Consider the following 20,010-nt stretch of genomic DNA (forward strand, 5'->3'; position numbering starts at 1 on the left):
AGACCTTACATGTCGCAGCACTGCGCCAGTGGTACTGACAGAATCAACGCCACCAGTTCCGCCTGCCTTTGCACGCCGGTCTTGGAGAAGATGTTTCGCAGATGGAATGCGACGGTCGTGCCCGAGATCGCCAACCGGTCTGCGATCTGGCTGCGGCGCAGCCCTTCTGCCAACAAACACGCGACCTGGGCTTCCATCGGCGTCAGGCCGAACAACTGGCCAAGCGTCGCAGTGTCCATAGGAGGTTTGCTGTCTGTGCCGCTCAGTATCAGCATGGCGACCGCCTCATCATGGTGCGAGTGCGCTGGCAGCGATATCCCGATAATCATGAGCTGGCACCCATCGTCCAAGCGCAACCCCGTCGGCGCTATCCCTTTACCCGGGGCCAACCCTGCGATCAACGCGGACAGCTTCCGGCCATTTTCGCCGCTGGCGGCAATACGCCCACTCAGCGAGATTCCGGCCGCGCCCGACAAGTTTTGGGCCAGAGGGTTGGCATGGACCACGCCGCCATTGGCATCGAGCAGCACCACGCCAAAAGCCAGGCGGTCGAGCGCGGCCAGGCCAGACCGATCTCCCGGCATGGCGCGCAACCTTTGCATCCGGTTCAGGCGCGTTTCAACGGTGGCACGAAGCAGGTCGTAATCAATGGGCTTGGTCACATAATCGTCGGCCCCCGCCATGCGCCCATCGATTACCTGCTGGCGCGAGGACAGGGCAGTCAGAAAGACAAAGGGCACGTCATCAAGATCGGGTCTCGTCCTGCGCAAATGGGACATGAACCTCTTGCCGTCCATGCCGGGCATCAGGATGTCACAGAGGATCAGATCGGGGCGCTGCCTTTCCAGACAGGCCAGCGCTTCGCGCGCATCTCCGGCGGCGCTCACGATGTAACCGGCCTCGTGCAGTTCGAAGGCGATGTCGTCGCGCAGGGATGGCTCATCCTCGACACACAGGATCAGTGGCGCGGTCATGCGGCGTCATCCTTCGGCAGGTAAAGCGCGGCCGTCAGGCCTCCCCCGTCACGCTGCGTCAAGGTCACGTCTCCTCCCTGTATTCGGGCCAGATCGCGCGCAAGCGTCAGCCCCAATCCGGAGCCGGGCAAAGTCTCGTGCCCGCTGCCTCGGTAAAACCTGTCAAAAGCACACTCAATCTCTTCGGGCGACATACCCCTCCCTCTGTCCTCGACCCGACAGACGATGCGGTCCCGCGACTGAAAAACACTCACATCGACGCGGCAATCGGGCGGAGAATACAAGAGCGCATTGCGCAGGAGGTTGGACAGGATTTCGGCGGTCAACATCGGATCGCACAGAGCGACAGCTGGTTCTGTTTGCACCGACTGCCGGATACGGGCCGGGTCGCGGTCCCGCGCCGTCGCCATCAGGTCATCAATGACTGAAGATACCAGATCGCTTAGGTCATGGGCGCGCAGGCTAGGAAGAACCGCATCGCGTTCCAGCCGGGACATCATCAATGCGGTATCTGTCAACTTCACGAGCCGCGCGACCGCCTCACGGGACACCGCCGCCTTTTCCGAGATCAGTTCTGGTGGAACCGGGCCGCCGCTGCGCCGCGTCAGGCGGTGCATCGCGCTGTCGATTACGGCTAGCGGCGTGCGGAACTGATGGGCAATCAGGTCGGCGAACCGGCGGTGGTTCTCAGAGGTTTCGCGTTCGCGTTCCAGATCGCTGGCGAGCTTCTCAGCCCGCAGGTGGTCCAGCTGTCCGCTCATCAGCCGCCTCTCACGATCGATCAGGATTGCCACCAGCCCCAATCCCGCTACAGCAGCCCCCAGCACTGACATCAGCGCAAGCAAATGCAGGTGCCTCAGGCTGTCCAGGCGCGTGGCCTGACTCTGCCATTCATGGGACATCACCAGACTCGCCTTGGTCCTTAGTGCAGCGACCAGCGCCGTGACATGTGCCCGCAGCGCGGCCGGATCGGCACCTTGCGCGGGGTCAAGCGCCAGAAGCCCACTGCGCCAGCGTGCAAGTGTTTCGGACACTCCCGCATTCTCGAGAAAGCGACGTTGCGGCCCATCTTCCAACAGCGTCAGCCGCGAAACCAATATATCAAAACGGGTCTGGACCTGATGTGGCGCTGCCTCATCCGAGAGCGCCAGCGCAAGGTTCAAGGCCTCGATCTGCGTCTGGCCAAAGACCCAGATCATGTTCTCGGTTGCGGCAATGCGCATCTGGCGTTCCAGCACGACAAGCTGCCACGCAGCCAGCCCCAGCAGGCCCAGGCAGATCGCCACCAGCCCACCAAGCCACAGATAGCGGGCTCGCCCGACTGTGCCGGTCATTGCACATGCAGCGAGACAAGCTGCCAGACCCATCGCATGTCATACCGTATATCGGCCAGAACGCCGTGATTGTCGCGCGGATAGACGATCCAGACTGGACCCTTGTCACGCGGGGTCAGAGGCACGTCATCCATGTAAAGCGCGGCCAGAACATCAAACCGGTGAAAATCCTCGACAGGTATATCGACGACATAGTCGTTCAACGCTGTCGCGCGCACACTACTTCCCTCGGCTCCGGCATGGGCGAGGATGTCTCGCATCAGCACACCGCGGAACTCCGGCCTGCCGTCTGTGACGCTGGTTGATGTCGAAAACTCATGCCAGTCCATCGTATCGAAATCCGCGCGCGTCATCTCCACTCTGCCGTCCGTGACCGCGCCGGTCAGGGTCAGCAGGACGTCCTCGGCAGCCGCTGGTACGGCCATGAACACAAGTGCCGTCATCAACGCGGTCTGAACGATGTGATATCGCAAGCTCATCACCACAACCCAAAATGAAAACCAGGTTCCGGACTGAACTCTATCACAGGAGACTACATGTTCCCCGTTCAAACGAACGGGGCGGCCAGTCTTGAGCAGAACTAAACTCAGAATCAAACAGCAGGAGGATCTACGCTTGACCATCTTCTCGACCATGCGAAGAGCGGGCATACCTGTTCTGGCCTGTCTGCTGGCGCTGCCGGCGCTGGCCGACGAGCCTGGAGGGCTGGTTACCGGCAGTTTTGGCGATCAGCCGCTAGAGCTGACTGTTGCCCCCGAATTGTCCGGCGCGACGATCATCGGCAACTATGCCGATGCCTCCTTGCTTGCCTCACAGATGGAGGGCGATCAGGGGCCGGTCAATCTGGAACTGACGATCAATGGCGAATTGCCCGCGCCCGGCGAAATGGCGCTGACGATCACCTTTGCGCGCGACATGGGACGGAATTGGACCGGCGATCAGGACAGCCTGACACTGACCCTTGAGGAATTCACGCCGGGCGACGGGATCGTCGCCTTGAAGGGTACGCTCACCGGGCAAGTCAGCCTTCGCCCCGCAAACGAAACTCGTTGCGCTCTCATCCCAGCATCCCCCGGATGCAACAACGGGCAAGTCAGCGGTGGCCCCTCGTCCGAAACCCGGCCTGTCACCTTCAGCTTCGACACCCGGCTTGAAGAGCTTGACTGAGATGGCTGGACCCGCCCTTGCCCGAACTGCGGCCATGCTGCTGATCGCTACGGCAACCTCAGCACTGGCCGGTGAACCGTCCAACCCGGTCTGCCACGCGGACGTCCATCGCGCCGGTAATTTTGACCTGCGACAGATTGGTCCGCTGATCGCGGGAACGTGGGCCGAAGCCGCCATCGGAACGAGTGTGGCAATAGGCGTTCAGGAGAGTACCTTCGAGATCATTTATGATCGGAACCGCAACCGATTGTATCTGGGTTCGGACGGCATTCAGACCGAGCTGGTGCCGGTTCGAGGTGGCAACAAGCCGCTGCGCTTTGACTTTGTGCGTGGCGAGCCAATGGACCCGCAGTTTTATATGTTGACTTCAACGGGTTCCGAGCCCGGCGCGGAGCCTTGGGAATGGGCGTTGGTTCAGGATTGCCAGATTGCCTCGGCGCCGCAATTCGAATGGCAATTCGGCACCGGTGCGCGGCGCTCGGACGGGATCATCAGTTTCTTCTCGGCCAATGAGGCGATGGGAACAAAACGCAATTCGGCGCGGGGCGTCCGCGAACAGCTGATCAGCCGATAGGAATGCCAATGAAGGTGCTTGTCCCGCTTGTCTTGGCCCTCGGAATCGCAACCCCGGCTGGTGCATTGGACGCCATCGGCGAGATCGGGGCAAACTTGGACGGTGAAGAACTGAACTGGCAGGTGATGCGTCAGGATGATGGCTCGGCGATGGTGCAGATCACCGATATCGGCCCGCTGACCATGATCGAACTGCATGCACTTGGCGACGGCAGCATTTCCATCGGCCTAATCTTTCACGGCAAGCCCTCCGGAGATACGCCGCCCGCCGGTCTGACCATCGACATGCGGCCCGATCGCGGGGCGTTGGCGGGCGCGGTCTGGGAAAGCGAGGAAGAGCCGCCGCAGATGTCGATCGACCTGCTGGATCTTGAGGATGAAGGCCGCATCCAGGCCAGCTTTGCAGCAACCCTATGCCGCCGGGATGCCCCGGACGACTGTCGCGACGTCGAGGGGCGGATCGACACGTCGTTGGGTGCCGGCCCATGACACTGGCCGAGTTTCTGGCTGATCCGCTGCGCGTGACGCAAATCTCCGACAGCGTGCTGGAGATCGAGAATCGTCCGGTCCGGCGCGCGGTGATTGCTGCGGCGGTGATATTGGTGGCGATCGCGGCGGGCCTGGCAGCCATCGGGGATGGTGCGACCGGAACGGGGATCATCGTGCTTGCCGTGGTGGGCCTGATCGGCTGGCTCTACATGCACGAGTTGGTGCAGCTGACTCAACTGAGCCTGGACAGGCATGCCGGCCTTGTCCGGCTGCGTGTGACCACATTGCGCGGGCGGCGTGAAGAGACATTCGCACTTTCGGACCTGCACAAGCTGGAAAGCGTCGCGCACTATGGCACGGCGGCAGGAAACGATGAGACCCGGCTGATGCTGATTTGCGGATCGGGACCAGAACGGCGCGAGATCATAGTGCCCATGTTCCGCCCGGATCCCGAAGAAGTGGCGCATCTGACGGGCGTCGTCAATGGCTGGCTTTCCCGCCAGGGAAAGGGAAACCCGTCATGAGTATTGAGACGAACACGCCCGAACGACTGGAACTGGAACTGGCGATACCGCGCTTTATCCTGTGGTTCGTCATGCTGCCTGTCCTGCCGATCACCCTGATCGGGCTGGCCAATCTGATCGGGGGAGAAACCCTGACCGCGTTGGTGCTGCTGGTCGGGCTGAACGGGGCCTTTCTCGCGGGATATATCGCCCTGTCCGAGCGCACACGGCTCAGGCTGGACGCAGGGTCGGGATTGGTCAGCATCATCCGGACATCGCGCCTCGGCACGCGTCAGCGGGACTATCCGCTCGAGGCGCTCGACAGTGCCGAACTTGACCGCAGCCATACCTCGCGAGAGGACCGCAGCACCTCGAAGGTGGTTCTGGTTTTTCGCAACACCCGCCCGGCAACACGGGTGCCCTTGTCACGTTGGGGCGTATCGGGCGATGGACCTGGGCAGGTCGCCAATGACATCAATACCTGGCTGCGACGCCATTTCGGGGGCGAACAGACTGCCCCCGCATCTCAACCTTCAAGCTGATCGCCCCAAAAGGAACCGGAGCCATGTGGGATTTCAATATCGGACAAGCTCTCGGACTGTTGGGCCGAACATTGCCTTTCGTGCTCCTGCGTGCCGCCGTCTATTTCGGAATCACACTGGCCTATATTCTGGCCACCGGCGCCGGTATCGGGGTCGGCTGGGGCGTCGGCGCTTTCGGGGATGACGGGTTCCGCGCGACCGCGATGGCATGGGGCGGCATGGCCGGCTTTGGCCTGACCGGCGCTGTGATGTACTGGCTTCGGGAATACATTCTCTATATCGTCAAGGCAGGCCATGTCGCGGTTCTTGTCGAACTGATTGACGGCAAGCCCCTCCCGGAAGGGAGCGGCCAGATTGCCCATGCAACGACCGTGGTGAAGGAGCGCTTCGGCCAAGCCTCACTGCTCTTCGCGCTGGACCAACTGGTCAAGGGAGTCATTCGCGCCGTCATCGGCCTTGTGCGCGGTGTATTGTCCATCCTGCCGATCCCCTATGTCCGGCAGTTGATGGGCATTGTGCAGGCCTTCCTGCGCGTGGCGGTGGGCTTCATCGATGAGGTGATCCTCGCCCATGCCATCCGCACCCGCTCGACCGATCCCTGGATATCCGCACGCGAGGCGCTGGTGCTCTATGGCCAGAACTGGAAGGCGATGCTCCGGAACGCCGCCTGGCTGACGCTCTTCACCTATGGTCTCGCCTTCCTGATCTTCCTCGTGATGCTCGCCCCGGCAGCGGCACTGGTCTACGTCATGCCCGGCGCCTGGTCGGCGGGCGGCTTCGTTTTCGCGTTGCTGTTCGCCTGGAGCGTCAAGGCGGCCTTTCTCGAGCCCTTCGCCGTCACCTGCCTGATGCAGGTCTATTTCAGGATCACCGATGGCCAGGACCCCGACCCTGAGTGGGACGCGCGGCTGGAGCAGATGTCCTCACATTTCCGCAAGCTGAAAGAACGCGCCGGTGCCCGCTTCGGGACAGCGCGCGATGGAGAAGCCGCATGAGATCTCTTGTGACCGCCGGGTTCATCGCCCTGACATCCGCCCTTGCGCCGGCGGCGCTTGCCCAGGAGCGCCCCAGCACGATCCTCGTTTTGGACGCCTCGGGGTCGATGTGGGGGCAGATCGATGGGGTGAACAAAATCACCATCGCGCGCGATGTCGTCGGCGACATTGTGTCGGATTTCCCCGTCGATCAGAATCTCGGTTTCGTCACCTATGGCCATCGCGAGCGCGGACAATGCGCGGATATCGAGACCTTGGTCGAACCCGCGCACGGCACTGCGGCAGAGATCGCCGGCATCGTTGAAGGGTTGAACCCGCGGGGCATGACCCCGATGACCGATGCCGTCATCACCGCGGCTCAGGCGTTGCGCCACACCGAACAGGCGGCGACGGTGATCCTGGTTTCCGATGGGATCGAGACCTGCAATCCTGATCCTTGCGCCGCCGCCCGCGCATTGGAAGAAGCGGGCGTAGATTTTACCGCCCATGTCATCGGCTTCGACGTGCGGGGCGAAGCCGATGCCCTGTTGCAGATGCAATGCATCGCCGAGGAAACCGGCGGCCGCTTCCTGACTGCCGACAATGCCCAGGAACTCAACGAAGCCTTGCGCGAGGTCACTGCCGCGCCGGCCTCAGGGAGTTTCACCTTCACCGCAAATCTCGGAGGCGAGGAGATCGGCGACGAGACCGTCTGGGAGCGGCCAGCAGCGCCACTGGAGCTTCCGCTTCTGTCCGGCGAGGTGATCTGGGAGATATCGGATACTTCGTTCAACATGGTGCAGACCGGCACCGCGAACCCCTTCATCACGGATCTGCCGTTCGGCGACTATATCGTGACGGTCCATTCGACGGCGCAGGACGACTTCTCGCAGACCGAGGCCAGTTTGGCGTTGGACAGCGCGCGCAATGTCCACGCCATTTTCCCGCCCATCACGTCGCAACAGCCCACCGCCCAGGTCTTCGGCCCTGCACAAACCTTGGTTGGCTCCGCGTTTACGGTGAGCTGGGAAGGTGAGGGTCTGGCTCCGCGTGATTATGTGACAATTGTCCCCGCCGACGCCGAAGACGGAGCCTATGCGGACTATGACCGGCTGGAGGACCGTACCGAAGGCGAGCTTCGTGCGCCTGCCGAGCCCGGCCTCTATGAAGTGCGTCTGCAATTGGACGCGGGGGACCGCGTGCTCGCCCGCACCCCGGTCGAAGTTGTCGATTCCGAGGTTACTGTCTCCGCGCCGGCCCAGGTCGTTGTCGGGTCAGCATTCCCGGTCACCTGGCAGGGTGAAGGCCTGCACCCCCGCGACTACGTGACGATCGTTCCCGCCGGTTCGGCGGACGGCACCTATGCCGACTACGATCGCATGCAAGGTCGGAGCGAGGGCGAGCTGCGGGCGCCTGCCGAACCCGGCCTCTACGAGGTGCGCCTGCAATTGGACGTGGGGGACCGCGTGCTCGCCCGCACCCCGGTCGAGGTGGTCGATGCCGAGGTTACTGTCTCCGCGCCGGCTCAGGTCGTTGTCGGGTCGGCTTTCCCGGTCACCTGGCAGGGTGAGGGCCTGCACCCGCGCGACTACGTGACGATCGTTCCCGCCGGTTCTGCGGACGGCACCTATGCCGACTACGATCGCATGCAAGGTCGGAGCGAGGGCGAGCTTCGCGCGCCTGCCGAACCCGGCCTCTACGAGGTGCGCCTGCAACTGGACGCGGGGGATCGCGTGCTCGCCCGCACCCCGGTCGAGGTGATGGATGGTGATGTTTCGCTCGACGGACCGGACAGGGCGCGGGCCGGCGCCGAGATCACGCTTTCCTGGACCGGCGCCATACATCCGCGCGACTACATAGCCATCGTTCCCGGCGGCACGCCCGACGGCGAGCAAAGTGGCTATCGCCGCATTCAGGACGAAGATCAGGCCACGTTCACTGCACCCGCGGAGCCTGGTGCCTATGAAATCCGCTACCATTTGGACCGCGGCGATCGGGTCATGGCCCGGCGACCGCTCGAGGTGCTGGCGGCGGACGCGCCGATAGACGAGGGGGCCGGGCTAATGGTTCCTGGTACGGCAAGGCCGGGCGACATCGTTACGGTTTCGTGGACAATCGAAGCTGGCGATGCCGACCGGCGCGTGGCGCTGGCACGAGCTGATGCGCCCGACTTTACCTGGATTACAGTCCATCGCGTGGGCGACGAAACCGAAACGGTAATCAAGCTCCCGGACGAGCCGGGACAATACGAAGTGCGGTTTCTCGACCTTCAAAGCCAGAGCGTTCTCGGACGCGCGATGATCACGCTCGGCGAATGAACTACGAACACATCAAAGAATCCGGAGAACCCAAGACCATGCTCAGATCAGTCATCACTGCATTTGGCTTACTCGCCCTTGCCGTTCCCGTCATGGCTGCAGAGCCGGGGGGAGCCGCGTCAGGGACGATCGCAGGCGAAGAGATAGAACTGTCGGTCTGGACAGAGCAGTCTGACTTCACATCTTCAAGCTTTTCAATCTATTTTCGAGCACCGGCACTGAGAGAGCGCGGTCTGGGCAACTTATCCCTCGGCGCAGAGTGGATCGGCGATCTCGATGGTGACTTCTTTTCCGCAGAAATCGATATCCCAATTCTCGATACCGATCCGTATCGCATTTACCGTGCGGACCTGGACGATGAACTCTCCCTGACAATTACGAGCGCCTCAGACCAAGGCGGTGTGCTGGCGATCGCGGGCCAGGTGGAAGGTGTTCTAACGAGTATGGACCGGATTGCACTTCGTAATCCTGACCCTGACGACACTCTCAGCGTTAGCCTGACATTTGAAGCCGTATTGAGTGAGTTGCAGTGAGGACCGCGGCGCTTTCCCTAATTGCGATCTGCCTGTCCGCGCCTGTGCTGGCCGATCAGCCGGGTGGGGATATGACTGGGTTTCTCGAAGTGGCACCTGTTTCATGGCGGATCGACGCCGAGCGGTCAGAATTCCATTTCGAGAGCGAAGGCATTGGCTCTCTGCGGATTCTTGCCGAACCGCAGGAGGTGCCATCGGGCATCGGTTCCATCCGGTTGATGGTGATGGTGGCCGATGGGACCACAAGTCTTCTCGAACTGCGGCTCGAGGACGAAGACGGAAATCCCGCTCTTGGACTGTCAAGCCAGGCCGGGGGGCAGGCAATGCTCGAGATCGACCACAACAATGACGGTTCACTTCACTTCACCGGCGTGATCGAGGCAGGCCTGACGGCCTACCCGATGTCAGGCCGAACTGCCGGCGAACGACAAATGCTGGTTCTGGATGTGGATGGAGGCCGGATCACCGCTACCGGGCACTAGCGTTCTGCGGCAGGGAGGAAAAATCCAATGAGACCGGTCATCGTTTTGACAGCCATTTTGTCCTGCGCCGCCGTTCCCGCGCTGGCGCAGCGCGCGGGCGACATTTCGGACCTTTGCGGAACGTCCTCGCCGGCAACGTGGCAGGAACTGCGGGAACACTTTGTGGGCGACTGGCGCGTTGATCAACTGTCCGGCTACGTCCATGCCGGCAGGATGGTCATCCCCATGGAGCCTTCCCCCGAAACAGAGATCATGTCGATCTGGGTACTGGGCGAGGATCTGCTGCTCGACCATGCGGAGTTGACAGAGCCGATGGTTATCACCCTTGCCGACGAAGGCCGTTGGGTGATCGAGGCCAACCATCCCGAGATCCCCGAGCCGGCAATGACGCCGGACGAAGCCGTGCTGGCATGGGCCGGAGACTGCGATCAGGAGGATTTGCCCCGTCTCATCGGTCAGAGCCATGTGGCCATGGCGGGCTCGGTCATGGACATGACGCTGCGCATGCTGCCCGTCGACATGGACACGATCTACGCCATCCTTGAGATCGAGGGCGCCGCCCAGGGCCAGTATGTCGTCGCGCGGCGTGTGGTCTGGCTGAACCGGGCCGGCGAATAGGAGGCATTGTGAAACGGTATCTCGCCACTCTGTTGGCTACGTTGATCTTCCCCGCGGCAGCGGCGGCCCAATCTGAGATCGCATTAGCGGGCTGTCCAGCAGAACGCTCTGTCTATACATTGGGGACCGAGGGCGATGAGTATGCCATCACGCTCGTCCCGGCACGGACGCGGGCCGGGTTTTCCTCGGACCTGTATCTGCGGCTCACCACGCCTCAACGCGACTATTGGTTTGTATTCGATGTCGCCGCGTCGCAGGGAAACATAACGCTAAATCCGGTCGGCGATCCCTACGCGCCCGAAGCGCGTGCAACCGGTCCGGCAAACACTATCGAGGCCTTTCGTTCCCGCTGGCCGGATGCGCCGATGGATGAACTGCCGTCATTGCTGCGCTTCTATGCGTTGGATGCGGAACTGGGCTTTACCTTGGCGCAGCCGCAACAGGGGCAGCCGGCACCACCTTGGCTGCTGATGCCGGAGTTGAACACGGCGCTTTGGTATCACTTGCCAGCATTGACCGACGATCCGGGAGCCGAACGTGACGCCATGCCACGGGGTATCTTCCGGCTGACGGACTGCCTCGACACCACCCCACCCGCAGCCTTCCCGTGATACCGAAGGTGGCCGGGAGCGCTTTTCAGTTCCTCCCGGCTTCAGCCCCTTTGAACGAACGGGGCGGAGTGCGTAGCGCAGTGCTATAGGCTCCAGCAAGAGGGTTGAGGGATGCCGTCGCGTGACAGCAAGCGGAGAGCTTTCAGCCATGGCCCTGGGAAGGAGAACCCGACGATGAAACTCTCGCGTACTCTGCTCGCAGCCTGCATGTTTGCGCCGCTCGCCGCTCATGCCGAGTCCCCGAAGGACCGCACGGTTGCCGTGATCGAAGAAGCCGGTTGTGTCCTCGACGCCTCGAACGTGAACGAAGTCCTCGACGGTCTCGGACTCAGCGATGATGAGTTCCGCGTCATCGGCGATGAACTTGTCGCCGAAGGGTTGGCCGATGTTTCGGAAATGGGCGTGTTCCGGCTCACCTCGCCAAATTGCCCTTCCGCACCCCTCAACGCACATGCCGGGACCCCGAAAGATCGCACAGTTGCCGTGATCGAGGAAGCCGGTTGTGTGCTCGATCGCTCAAACATCAACGAGATCCTCGACGGCCTCGCGCTCAGCGATGAGGAGTTCCGCGCTATCGGCGAAGAACTTATCGCTGACGGTCTGGCAGAAGTTTCCGAAATGGGTGCGTTCCAGCTTACCACGCCATTTTGCGCATCAGCGGAGTGAAGCTGGTCAGATTCCTTCTGGAGTTAAAGAGGGCCTGAGCTCAAATAGCGCGAGAGGCAGAGTCGGAACTTCAATTTAGCAGACGAATTGAGTCTTAGCACTGTATTGGCGGTAGCGGTCCTCCGCTACCAAATTTTCCTTTATATTGCAGGTTGTTAGGTGTTCTGCTCTGCGGACACGCTCACGCGTGAAGCGTCTGGGGTTGCATTCTGGGTTGCAGCAGGCATGGGCTTGGATGCGAAGTGTGGGATGAACTGGCTCGATTAGAGCGGTTCAGATTTTGAGTGAATCGATTTGGGATTCCGTTGAAGGCGCAAATCTGATTCAAGCTGTCTGCTGGGCCAAGGAGGCCAGCAGGCATGACGCGAGCTTATTCGAACGATCTTGGTGAGCGTGTTGTTGCGGCGGTTTCGGCTGGTGAGAGCACTCGGGCAATAGCTGAGCGGTTTGGGATTGCAGTGTCTTCGGTGGTGAAGTGGCACCAGCGTTACCGGGCCACCGGCTCGGTTGCGCCGGGCAAGATGGGTGGGCACCGCAAGCGGGTTCTGGAGCCACATCGGGGGTTCATCGTGGAGCGGATCAATCAGACGCCGCACCTGACGCTGCACGGGCTGAAGACAGAGCTTGCGGCGCGTGGGTGAAGGTCTCGCACGACACAGTGTGGCACTTCCTTCGGCGCGAAGGGCTCAGATTCAAAAAAAACGCTGTTCGCCCTTGAGCAGGCCCGAAGGGACATCGCCCCAAGACGTGAGCGCTGGAAGGCTTGGCAGCCTTATCTGGACCCAAATCGGCTGGTGTTCATCGATGAAACCTGGATTAAAACCAACATGGCGCCGGTCCGGGGATGGGGTTCATCAGCCTCGGCGCCAACTTGGTGGGCACGCGGACTTAACGTCCGAGTTTCTGCGCCCCTGGGTTGCAATGGGGGTGCAGGCGTTGTTGGGCTTGAATGCGATGAGATGGAAAAGCTTGAGGCAGTTCAGACGCTTATTCCTGAACGCGTTCAAACGGTCCATGAAACGGTTTGGGCCGAATTGTGGCCAAGTGATTGATATTTAAGGCTAAATCATAACCCGATCCTATGGGGTACGGGTGAATCTAGCGTTCAGAATTTCTAATTTATTTCAGACAGTTAGCCCAGTCGACACGCGGGCTATGTCTTCGAGAATTGCCAATCAGCTCGGCTGTTGCTCATCGAGAAGCTCACTCACCGTTGCCACCGGCAAGAACATGCGTAGCTGGTTCGAGGGCAGGGGCTGAAATCCATACTTTGCATAGAGCGCTTGACGTCGCGCTACTAGGCCCGCGTTGCCATCTTCCAGCATATCAAGGATGACGACGGCGATGCCGATGCTCTCGGCGGCCGTGCTGATGCGGATGAGGGCGTCGATGAGGAGATCACCACCATATCCGTGTCCAGCGTAGCGCTGGTCGACTCCGATCATGGATAGGAAGGCGGCGGGAATTAGTCCGTGCGACGGACGGTTGCGCGCGAACTTTGGCGGCAGGTCTCGATAATCGATGGCGTGAGCGTTGAGCGCATAAAATCCAACGACGGCGCCACCCGCTGAGGTCATCACGTAGATGCGTGCATTGTCGGCTTTGGAGAGCTTATTGGCTGTCTTCTTGAAGAAATTATCGACCTGCTCGACGCCACAGGAAAAAGCCGTCCGATCGTGCTTGTCTGGATCGAACGGCTCTATGATGAATTTGCCGGTTGCCTCGTCTGTCACCTGGACAGAACCCGCTTCTGGTGTCGGGCGAGTGCTTCACGCAATTTTGGCGTGACTTGTGGTGGATTGTCGAGCGCGCTGAAAAACGCTACGTGATCGACAGGCTCAAGCACGGTGCGCTCGTGGGCGGCGATGGTCTCAAGAGCAGAGGCATAGGCTGCATTCATGGTGAAGACGCTGTCGTCCACACCACTCAGCGTTGCCGCCCGGTGGATCGCAGCCTTGATATGGGGCTTGGTGCGAAAATTCATCCGCTCGGTTGCCCGCTCATCGATGTCTTTGGTCGTGTCGTGGAAAGCGCCCATTGCCGCCTCCTTAATTTCCATGATTGGCAATGTACGCTCTTGCGACGTACATTTCAATGGGGCCAAAGAGTTTGGATGTTCGCTGTCTGCGGAGACCGAAGCACAGAGTGCAATCCGAGCGTCATTTCTAACGGTTTTTGAATTTGAACGTTTATTTTGTGATGACGGTCCGAAATGTCAGGGACACCCGCCGCCCGCGAGCGATTTTCTTGCCATCAATCACGTCTGATTTGCGCGCGGGAATGCCGTGGGTCCAATTGAACCGGGCCTCGTCGCTCAGTACAAGCAGGCTACGGGGAGCAAGAACCTGAATTGCGGTGTGTCCGGAATGGATATCTGAGAATTCCATCAAGCATGCCGAGCCAAGACTGAGCGACGCGATGATCTCGCCAAAACAGGGCTCGCAATCCACGTGTGGGGCGATGCCTTGGCCAGGAAAATACTCATTGACGATCACCTGGTCAGGGTGAGCCTGGAAAATGCTATCCTTCCGCAGCCGATCTGCAAGGATCTCCAGCCAATCAGGCAAAGGGCCTAGATAGGATTCGTTCGTTACACGTCGGGCCTTGTAGTCATAGCGAAAGCCATAGTGTTGAACACGCCGCTTGAGGTCCCCGAGCCACGCGGATTTATCGATCGAGTGCAAGAGCGCGAGTTCGTACGCCTCATCGACATAGTCCGGCACGTAACGAGCGGTGGGCGGCAACATCGGGGAATCTCACATTCAGCCACAAGCTAACAATCTATCGATGCCCCGTCATGGTAATTGAAATACCCAGGAACTGACGTTTCGATACCTTGTCAAAGCACTCTGGCCACCGAGAGTGTTGGCGTGGGCATAACCAGAAAAATGGCTTAGTTTGAACTCGTAGACATCCGGCTCTTTGTAGCCGGCAAATTTCGCTGCGGCCGCTAGGCCGAATGCGCCCGAATAAAATGGCGCGTCGACGACAGTGATAATGACACGTCCATTTCGCGCGAGCTGCTGTGCTGCACTGCGTAGGAAGCGACGCATGAGATTGTGATTAGGGTTGTGACCATAAACAGGGATACGGCTTGCCACATTCGGAAAGTTGAAAACTATCGCAGAGAACTGGGTCGTGTTGAAATACTTATCCAGACGTGTCGCATCGACGCCGTGTAGGATTTTCGCGCCAATCCTAGTCGCATTGACTGCATTCTGATGTGCCGCAAGAGAAACTCGCATTCTGCTGCTGTTGATCGCGCGCTCATCGCTCTACTACACGCCGAAAGGCGAGACCGAGATCAACCTTGCCCTGATGCGCAGGATCGACGAGCAATTCCTGGGGACGCCCTTCTTCGGGGTCCGACAGATGACCTGGCACCTGCGCAATGAAGGTCATCTGGTGCACGACAAGCGCGTGCGGCGGTTGATGCGGCTCATGGGTCTGATGCCGATCTACCAGAAGCCCAATAGCTCGAGACCGGCCAAGCTTGGCGTGGCCGAGCAGCGCCTGAATGATGCGGATATCGACACCATCCTCCAGAAGATGGGTGGCAATGCTGTGCCGCAATGTGTGCGGACTGACACGCTTATGGATTCCAGCCACTTCGGCTGCTTCCTGCACCGCGCGATGCAGCTGTCGTGACGAGACCGGATCCGTGCGGCTACGCCCTGGAAACAGCCAGCCATGGGGAAACATCACGCCGCGCCGCTTTCCTTTGCGCCACATACGCAAAAGCTCCAGGAGTTGCGGGGAGAGCATGGCGTTGCGGTCTTTGCGCCCCTTGCAGGCCCGCGCCATAAGCGACCCCCAGTGCGGCCTTGTACTTGATGCCTGGCGCGGCCTCGAGCAGACGTGCGGCTTCGTCCACGCTCAGAACGTCGGGCAGCTTGCGCGGATTGCGGGTGATCACCAGAGTGCGCGATAGATTTCGCCGGTTCAGCGTCACCGTGAACAGAAAGCGCAGCGCAGAAACCGTGCTGTTGATCGTCGCCGGACCCACGCCAGTCTCATGCTGATGCAGTTGGTAATGCCGGATGTCTCGGGAGGACGCCCGAGGAAGGCAGCAAAGTTCCGGACGTGCCGAACGTAATCCAGCTGCGTATGGGCGCCCGGGCCCCGCATCACCATGTCTTGCTGCATGCGCTGGCGCAGCGGTGTGATCGGGGCATTGGCCTGATAGGTCGTCATGGTGAGTTCCTCCTGTTGAAAGGAACTCCATGTTCGGACCCCAGCCTCTAGCTGCCCAGAGCCTCAGACGAATCCATCAGGTCTCTCCACGCGCGTCTCTCCTGCGAAGCGGGTTCGTGCATGAGGGCGCATACCGGACGAACCACCTCCTTTTGGGGATGTCGGTTTAGCGCCCTCATTGCGGTCGTTCGTAGAGTTTTGAATTCGCACCAAGCAGACATTTTCTACATGGAAGCATGTTCTCGCGACAGACTTGATTGCAGCATGCTCTTCTCGGTCTGTAGCGGGAACTGCCTGGTTGCGGGTCTCCGCGGTTTGGCTCGCGTGCACAACCGCAGTAGCGATTTCGATCGCTTTGTTGGGGCGTTAAGCGCGGCTGTGCGCAGTTGAAAAGCATCAACCCGATTTCACCTCTTGACCCTGCCATGATGGCAAAGTTTAGCCTTTCGATATGTCACATGAGGATCAAGCATGAATCAATTGGCAATGGTAAAGAGCGATAGCCCAATTCCGTTCGCTGTCGAGGGGATGACCTGCGCATCCTGTGTAAAGCGCGTCGAGGATGGAGCAGCCCGCGTTCCCGGAGTTGCCCAGGCTAGTGTCAATCTGGCCACCGAGACGCTGACGATTGTGCCCACCAGCCAGTTTAATCCGAGTGCGCTCAAAAGTGCGATCAAAGATCTGGGCTATGCAATTTCAGAGGAAACCCTAGAAATCGGCATCGAAGGCATGACCTGCGCTTCTTGTGTCAAGCGGGTCGAGGTGGCGATTGCGGCCGTGCCGGGTGTTTCCTCGGCGTCGGTCAATCTGGCCACCGAGCGTGCGGCGGTTGCGCTGGCGAGCGGCGAGCAGGGACTTGCCGGGATCGAGAAGGCGATCGAGCGCGCCGGATATACCCCGCGCCGGCTTTCCAGCTCCTCGCGCGACGCGCGTGAGCAAAGCAAAAGCCGGGAGATCGAGCATCTCCAGCGCGACGTGATCATTGCGGGTTTGCTGACTCTGCCGCTGTTTGCCCTGGAAATGGGTGGACATCTTTATGCGCCCTTCCACCATTGGTTGATGGGCGCGGTGCCGATGGACTGGCTCTATACAGCTTATTTTATGCTCGCCACGGCCGTGATCATGGGGCCGGGCTGGCGTTTTGCGCTAAAGGGTTTTCCGGCCCTGTTGCGCGGAGCGCCCGACATGAATTCGCTGGTCGCCCTGGGCACCAGTGCGGCCTATCTGTATTCAAGCGTGGTGACGTTCGCGCCCCAATTGCTTCCGGCTTCGGCGCGGCACATTTATTTCGAGGCCGCCGCGGTGATCATCACCCTGGTGCTCGTGGGTCGGTTGCTCGAAGCGCGCGCCAAGGGCAAAACCAGCAATGCGATCAAGCGGCTGGTGGGATTGCAGGCCAAATCCGCCCGGGTGTTGCGCAATGGCGAGGCCGTTGATGTCGCGCTCGATCAAGTCGTGGTAGGCGATATCGTGTTGATCCGTCCGGGCGAGAAAATCCCGGTCGACGGGACGGTTACGAGCGGATCGTCGTTCATTGACGAGGCGATGATCTCGGGCGAGCCGATCCCGGTTGCCAAAGGGGAAGGCGATACCGTGATCGGGGGCACGATCAATAAGACCGGCAGCTTCCAGTTCGAAACCACGCGGGTCGGTGGGGACACCATGCTGGCCCAGATCATCACTTTGGTCGAACAGGCCCAGGGCTCAAAGCTGCCGATCCAGGCGCTTGTCGATCAGGTGACCGCCTGGTTCGTGCCCGCAGTTATGGCCATGGCCGCACTTACCTTCGTCGTGTGGTCGATCTTTGGGCCCGAGCCGGCTTATACATTCGCACTGGTCAATGCCGTGGCCGTGCTGATCATCGCCTGCCCCTGTGCCATGGGTCTAGCGACGCCCACCTCTATCATGGTGGGCACCGGCCGGGCGGCAGAGCACGGGGTGCTTTTCCGCAAGGGTGAGGCGCTACAGCTTTTGCGTCAGGTGTCGATGGTGGCGCTCGACAAGACCGGAACGCTGACCAAGGGCGCTCCGGAGTTGACCGACCTGGTCAGCGGCCCGGGGTTTGATGAGGCCGAGACGCTGGCCGTGATTGCGGCGGTCGAGGCCAATTCCGAGCACCCAATTGCCGAGGCCATTGTAGTGGCTGCGCGCAATCGCGCACTTGTTATCCCGCAGGTTGCCGATTTTGCCGCGCTGCCCGGCATGGGCGTTTCTGCACGCGTCGAGGGGAAAGCTGTCGAGATCGGGGCCGACCGCTTCATGGCCTCGAAAGGCTATGACATCTCTGCCTTTGGCACCAAGCTGAGTGCCCTGGCCGACGAGGGCAAGAGTCCACTGTTTGCCGCCATCGACGGGACCGTCGCTGCGATCATTGCGGTGGCCGATCCGATCAAGGACACCAGCCGCCAGGCGATCGAAAATTTCCACCTCCTAGGGCTCAAGGTGGCGATGGTTACTGGTGACAATTACGGCACAGCAAGGGCTATAGGCCGCCAGCTTGGGATCGACGAGGTTGTGGCTGAGGTCTTGCCCGAGGGCAAGGTTGAGGCCGTCCGCAAGCTCAAGGCGCAATGTGGTAAACTCGCCTTTGTGGGTGACGGGATCAATGATGCGCCGGCCCTGGCCGAGGCCGATGTAGGAATTGCCATCGGCACGGGCACCGACGTTGCGATAGAAAGTGCCGGTGTGGTGCTGGTGGGCGGGGATGTCCGCGGCGCAGTTCAGGCCATCGCCATTTCCCGAGCCACCATCCGCAACATCAAGCAGAATCTGGCTTGGGCCTTTGGCTACAACACGCTGCTGATCCCGGTTGCGGCCGGAGTGCTTTATCCCGGGTTCGGGATTTTGCTCTCGCCCATGCTCGCGGCTGGCGCGATGGCGCTCTCGAGTGTCTGTGTGCTGGCAAATGCTCTACGCCTGCGCGCCTATAAGCCCCCGCTCACAGACTCTGCCGACACCCGCACACCGGAAATGGCGCTCCGGACGGTGACGGCATGATTGGGGACGGTGCGGTCCGGCGCGTCAAGATCGAATCGGCCTCCCGGGAGATCGAGGTTCCCGCGGGCCAGACGGTGCTCGAAGCCGCGCTGGCCCAAGGTATCGCCTATCCTCACGGGTGCAGGTCGGGGCGGTGCGGCTCATGCAAATCCCGGCTGGTCTGCGGGGAGGTCGATTTGCTACCCCATACTCCGTTTTCGCTGACGAAGGACGAGAAGGAACGCGGACTGGTGCTGGCGTGCCGGGCTCAGCCGAAGACCGATGTCACCGTGCGGTGGCTGGCCCAGGAGCCGGTGGCCTATCCGATCAAGACATATCCTGGCACGGTGGTCAGCAACACCATGTTAACCCACGACATCATCGAGCTGCGGATCGCAGCCGACGCGCCAATGCCCTATGCCCCGGGCCAATATGCCAGCCTGTCGCTGCCCGGTCTGCCCCCGCGCGATTATTCGATGGCGCCGAGCGCCAATCCGTCCGAGCTGGTCTTCCACATTCGACAAGTGCCAGACGGGCGGGTGAGCTCGCAGATTGCAAAGCTGGCGAAGCAAGGCCAGACGTTGAGCGTGGCCGGCCCCTTTGGCAGCGCCTATTTGCGCGAGGATCACACGCGTCCTATATTGGCAGTTGCCGGTGGTTCTGGTCTGGCGCCGATTTTGAGTATTGTCGAGCGCGCGGTTGCCACCGAAATGAACCAGCCGATCCACCTCTACCACGGGGTGCGTGGACTGCCGGATTGCTACGGCCAGGATGAGATCGCCGATCTGGTACGCCGTCATCGCCAGCTAACCTATCATGCCGTGCTCTCGGGCCCTCCGTCCTCTTCAGGGGGGCGAGTGGGGTTCGTGCATGAAGCGATTGCCCAGGACATCGGAGATATGGCTGGATGGAAGCTTTATATGGCCGGCCCCCCGGTCATGGTTGAAGCGGTGGGGCAAGTTTGTCTTGGGAAGCGGTTGCGGTCCAGCGATATCCATGCCGATGTCTTTTATACCCCCGGAGCCGAATTGGGACAGGTGAGCGCAGGAGAGTGAG

At 60.8% G+C, this 20,010-nt stretch carries 21 protein-coding genes and 3 pseudogenes; 16 read left to right on the top strand and 8 right to left on the bottom strand.

Annotated features, from left to right (window positions below):
* Positions 1–5 precede the first annotated feature (5 nt).
* The 3 genes from ACP148_RS02905 to ACP148_RS02915 are packed head-to-tail and all read right to left on the bottom strand — an operon-like array spanning position 6 to position 2,787.
* Positions 6–974 (bottom strand): response regulator, encoded by a 969-nt coding sequence (locus ACP148_RS02905; RefSeq protein WP_421951110.1) that lies wholly within the window; start codon positions 972–974, stop codon positions 6–8.
* Positions 971–2,308 carry a sensor histidine kinase gene (locus tag ACP148_RS02910; RefSeq protein ID WP_421951111.1) on the bottom strand — a complete coding sequence of 446 codons (1,338 nt, stop codon included), beginning with the start codon at positions 2,306–2,308 and terminating at the stop codon, positions 971–973. The genes ACP148_RS02905 and ACP148_RS02910 overlap by 4 nt, the downstream gene beginning before the upstream one ends.
* The gene (locus tag ACP148_RS02915) at positions 2,305–2,787 is read right to left on the bottom strand and encodes a molybdopterin-dependent oxidoreductase (RefSeq protein ID WP_185926765.1); all 483 of its coding nucleotides are present in this window, start codon (positions 2,785–2,787) and stop codon (positions 2,305–2,307) included. The genes ACP148_RS02910 and ACP148_RS02915 overlap by 4 nt, the downstream gene beginning before the upstream one ends.
* A 136-nt stretch (positions 2,788–2,923) precedes the next feature.
* Between ACP148_RS02915 and ACP148_RS02920 the strand changes: the two genes are divergently transcribed.
* The 13 genes and pseudogenes from ACP148_RS02920 to ACP148_RS02980 all read left to right on the top strand — a co-directional run.
* Complete coding sequence (locus tag ACP148_RS02920) at positions 2,924–3,475, top strand: hypothetical protein (protein WP_185926764.1); 552 nt, start codon at positions 2,924–2,926, stop codon at positions 3,473–3,475.
* Between the two features lie 34 nt (positions 3,476–3,509).
* Positions 3,510–4,049 carry a hypothetical protein gene (locus ACP148_RS02925; protein ID WP_394444098.1) on the top strand — a complete coding sequence of 180 codons (540 nt, stop codon included), beginning with the start codon at positions 3,510–3,512 and terminating at the stop codon, positions 4,047–4,049.
* Between the two features lie 8 nt (positions 4,050–4,057).
* On the top strand, positions 4,058–4,537 hold the full coding sequence (locus tag ACP148_RS02930; RefSeq protein WP_421951112.1) for a hypothetical protein: 480 nt from the start codon (positions 4,058–4,060) through the stop codon (positions 4,535–4,537).
* Positions 4,534–5,061 carry a hypothetical protein gene (locus ACP148_RS02935; protein WP_421951113.1) on the top strand — a complete coding sequence of 176 codons (528 nt, stop codon included), beginning with the start codon at positions 4,534–4,536 and terminating at the stop codon, positions 5,059–5,061. The genes ACP148_RS02930 and ACP148_RS02935 overlap by 4 nt, the downstream gene beginning before the upstream one ends.
* Entirely contained in the window at positions 5,058–5,582 is a 525-nt protein-coding gene (locus ACP148_RS02940; RefSeq protein WP_421951114.1) for a hypothetical protein, read from the top strand. The genes ACP148_RS02935 and ACP148_RS02940 overlap by 4 nt, the downstream gene beginning before the upstream one ends.
* Before the next feature lie 23 nt (positions 5,583–5,605).
* Positions 5,606–6,577, top strand: coding sequence for a hypothetical protein (locus tag ACP148_RS02945; RefSeq protein WP_421951115.1), 972 nt, complete (start codon positions 5,606–5,608; stop codon positions 6,575–6,577).
* Entirely contained in the window at positions 6,574–8,874 is a 2,301-nt protein-coding gene (locus tag ACP148_RS02950) for a VWA domain-containing protein (RefSeq protein ID WP_421951116.1), read from the top strand. The genes ACP148_RS02945 and ACP148_RS02950 overlap by 4 nt, the downstream gene beginning before the upstream one ends.
* Entirely contained in the window at positions 8,871–9,407 is a 537-nt protein-coding gene (locus ACP148_RS02955) for a hypothetical protein (protein WP_185926759.1), read from the top strand. Before ACP148_RS02950 ends, ACP148_RS02955 begins: the two co-directional genes overlap by 4 nt.
* 71 nt (positions 9,408–9,478) lie before the next feature.
* Complete coding sequence (locus ACP148_RS02960) at positions 9,479–9,889, top strand: hypothetical protein (RefSeq protein ID WP_185926758.1); 411 nt, start codon at positions 9,479–9,481, stop codon at positions 9,887–9,889.
* 27 nt (positions 9,890–9,916) lie between these two features.
* On the top strand, positions 9,917–10,507 hold the full coding sequence (locus ACP148_RS02965) for a hypothetical protein (protein ID WP_421951117.1): 591 nt from the start codon (positions 9,917–9,919) through the stop codon (positions 10,505–10,507).
* Between the two features lie 8 nt (positions 10,508–10,515).
* A complete protein-coding gene (locus tag ACP148_RS02970; RefSeq protein WP_421951118.1) occupies positions 10,516–11,118 on the top strand; it encodes a hypothetical protein in 603 nt (200 codons plus the stop codon).
* Between the two features lie 111 nt (positions 11,119–11,229).
* Positions 11,230–11,784 carry a hypothetical protein gene (locus tag ACP148_RS02975; protein WP_421951119.1) on the top strand — a complete coding sequence of 185 codons (555 nt, stop codon included), beginning with the start codon at positions 11,230–11,232 and terminating at the stop codon, positions 11,782–11,784.
* Positions 11,785–12,143: 359 nt separating this feature from the next.
* A pseudogene (locus tag ACP148_RS02980) lies at positions 12,144–12,746 on the top strand (helix-turn-helix domain-containing protein); the annotation flags it as partial.
* Between the two features lie 213 nt (positions 12,747–12,959).
* On the opposite strand, the gene ACP148_RS02985 reads toward ACP148_RS02980, so the two are convergent.
* From ACP148_RS02985 to ACP148_RS03000, 4 genes are all read right to left on the bottom strand, one after another.
* Positions 12,960–13,517 carry a GNAT family N-acetyltransferase gene (locus tag ACP148_RS02985; protein ID WP_421951120.1) on the bottom strand — a complete coding sequence of 186 codons (558 nt, stop codon included), beginning with the start codon at positions 13,515–13,517 and terminating at the stop codon, positions 12,960–12,962.
* Positions 13,514–13,822 (bottom strand): DUF1778 domain-containing protein, encoded by a 309-nt coding sequence (locus ACP148_RS02990; protein WP_421951121.1) that lies wholly within the window; start codon positions 13,820–13,822, stop codon positions 13,514–13,516. The genes ACP148_RS02985 and ACP148_RS02990 overlap by 4 nt, the downstream gene beginning before the upstream one ends.
* Positions 13,823–13,973: 151 nt before the next feature.
* On the bottom strand, positions 13,974–14,531 hold the full coding sequence (locus ACP148_RS02995; protein WP_421951122.1) for an alpha-ketoglutarate-dependent dioxygenase AlkB: 558 nt from the start codon (positions 14,529–14,531) through the stop codon (positions 13,974–13,976).
* 48 nt (positions 14,532–14,579) lie between these two features.
* A complete protein-coding gene (locus ACP148_RS03000) occupies positions 14,580–15,029 on the bottom strand; it encodes a Rossmann-like fold-containing protein (RefSeq protein ID WP_421951123.1) in 450 nt (149 codons plus the stop codon).
* A gap of 10 nt (positions 15,030–15,039) precedes the next feature.
* On the opposite strand from ACP148_RS03000, the pseudogene ACP148_RS03005 reads away from it, so the two are divergent.
* Positions 15,040–15,240: pseudogene (locus tag ACP148_RS03005) on the top strand (IS3 family transposase); the annotation flags it as partial.
* A 33-nt stretch (positions 15,241–15,273) separates the two neighbouring features.
* On the opposite strand, the pseudogene ACP148_RS03010 reads toward ACP148_RS03005, so the two are convergent.
* A pseudogene (locus ACP148_RS03010) lies at positions 15,274–15,978 on the bottom strand (tyrosine-type recombinase/integrase); the annotation flags it as partial.
* 471 nt (positions 15,979–16,449) lie between these two features.
* Between ACP148_RS03010 and ACP148_RS03015 the strand changes: the two are divergent.
* Complete coding sequence (locus ACP148_RS03015; RefSeq protein WP_421951124.1) at positions 16,450–18,975, top strand: heavy metal translocating P-type ATPase; 2,526 nt, start codon at positions 16,450–16,452, stop codon at positions 18,973–18,975.
* Positions 18,972–20,009: a 2Fe-2S iron-sulfur cluster-binding protein gene (locus tag ACP148_RS03020; protein WP_421951125.1), complete on the top strand. Its 1,038-nt coding sequence runs from the start codon at positions 18,972–18,974 to the stop codon at positions 20,007–20,009. The genes ACP148_RS03015 and ACP148_RS03020 overlap by 4 nt, the downstream gene beginning before the upstream one ends.
* Position 20,010: the final 1 nt, after the last annotated feature.

The sequence above is a fragment of the Pelagibacterium sp. genome (assembly GCF_965249125.1).
Taxonomy (GTDB): domain Bacteria; phylum Pseudomonadota; class Alphaproteobacteria; order Rhizobiales; family Devosiaceae; genus Pelagibacterium.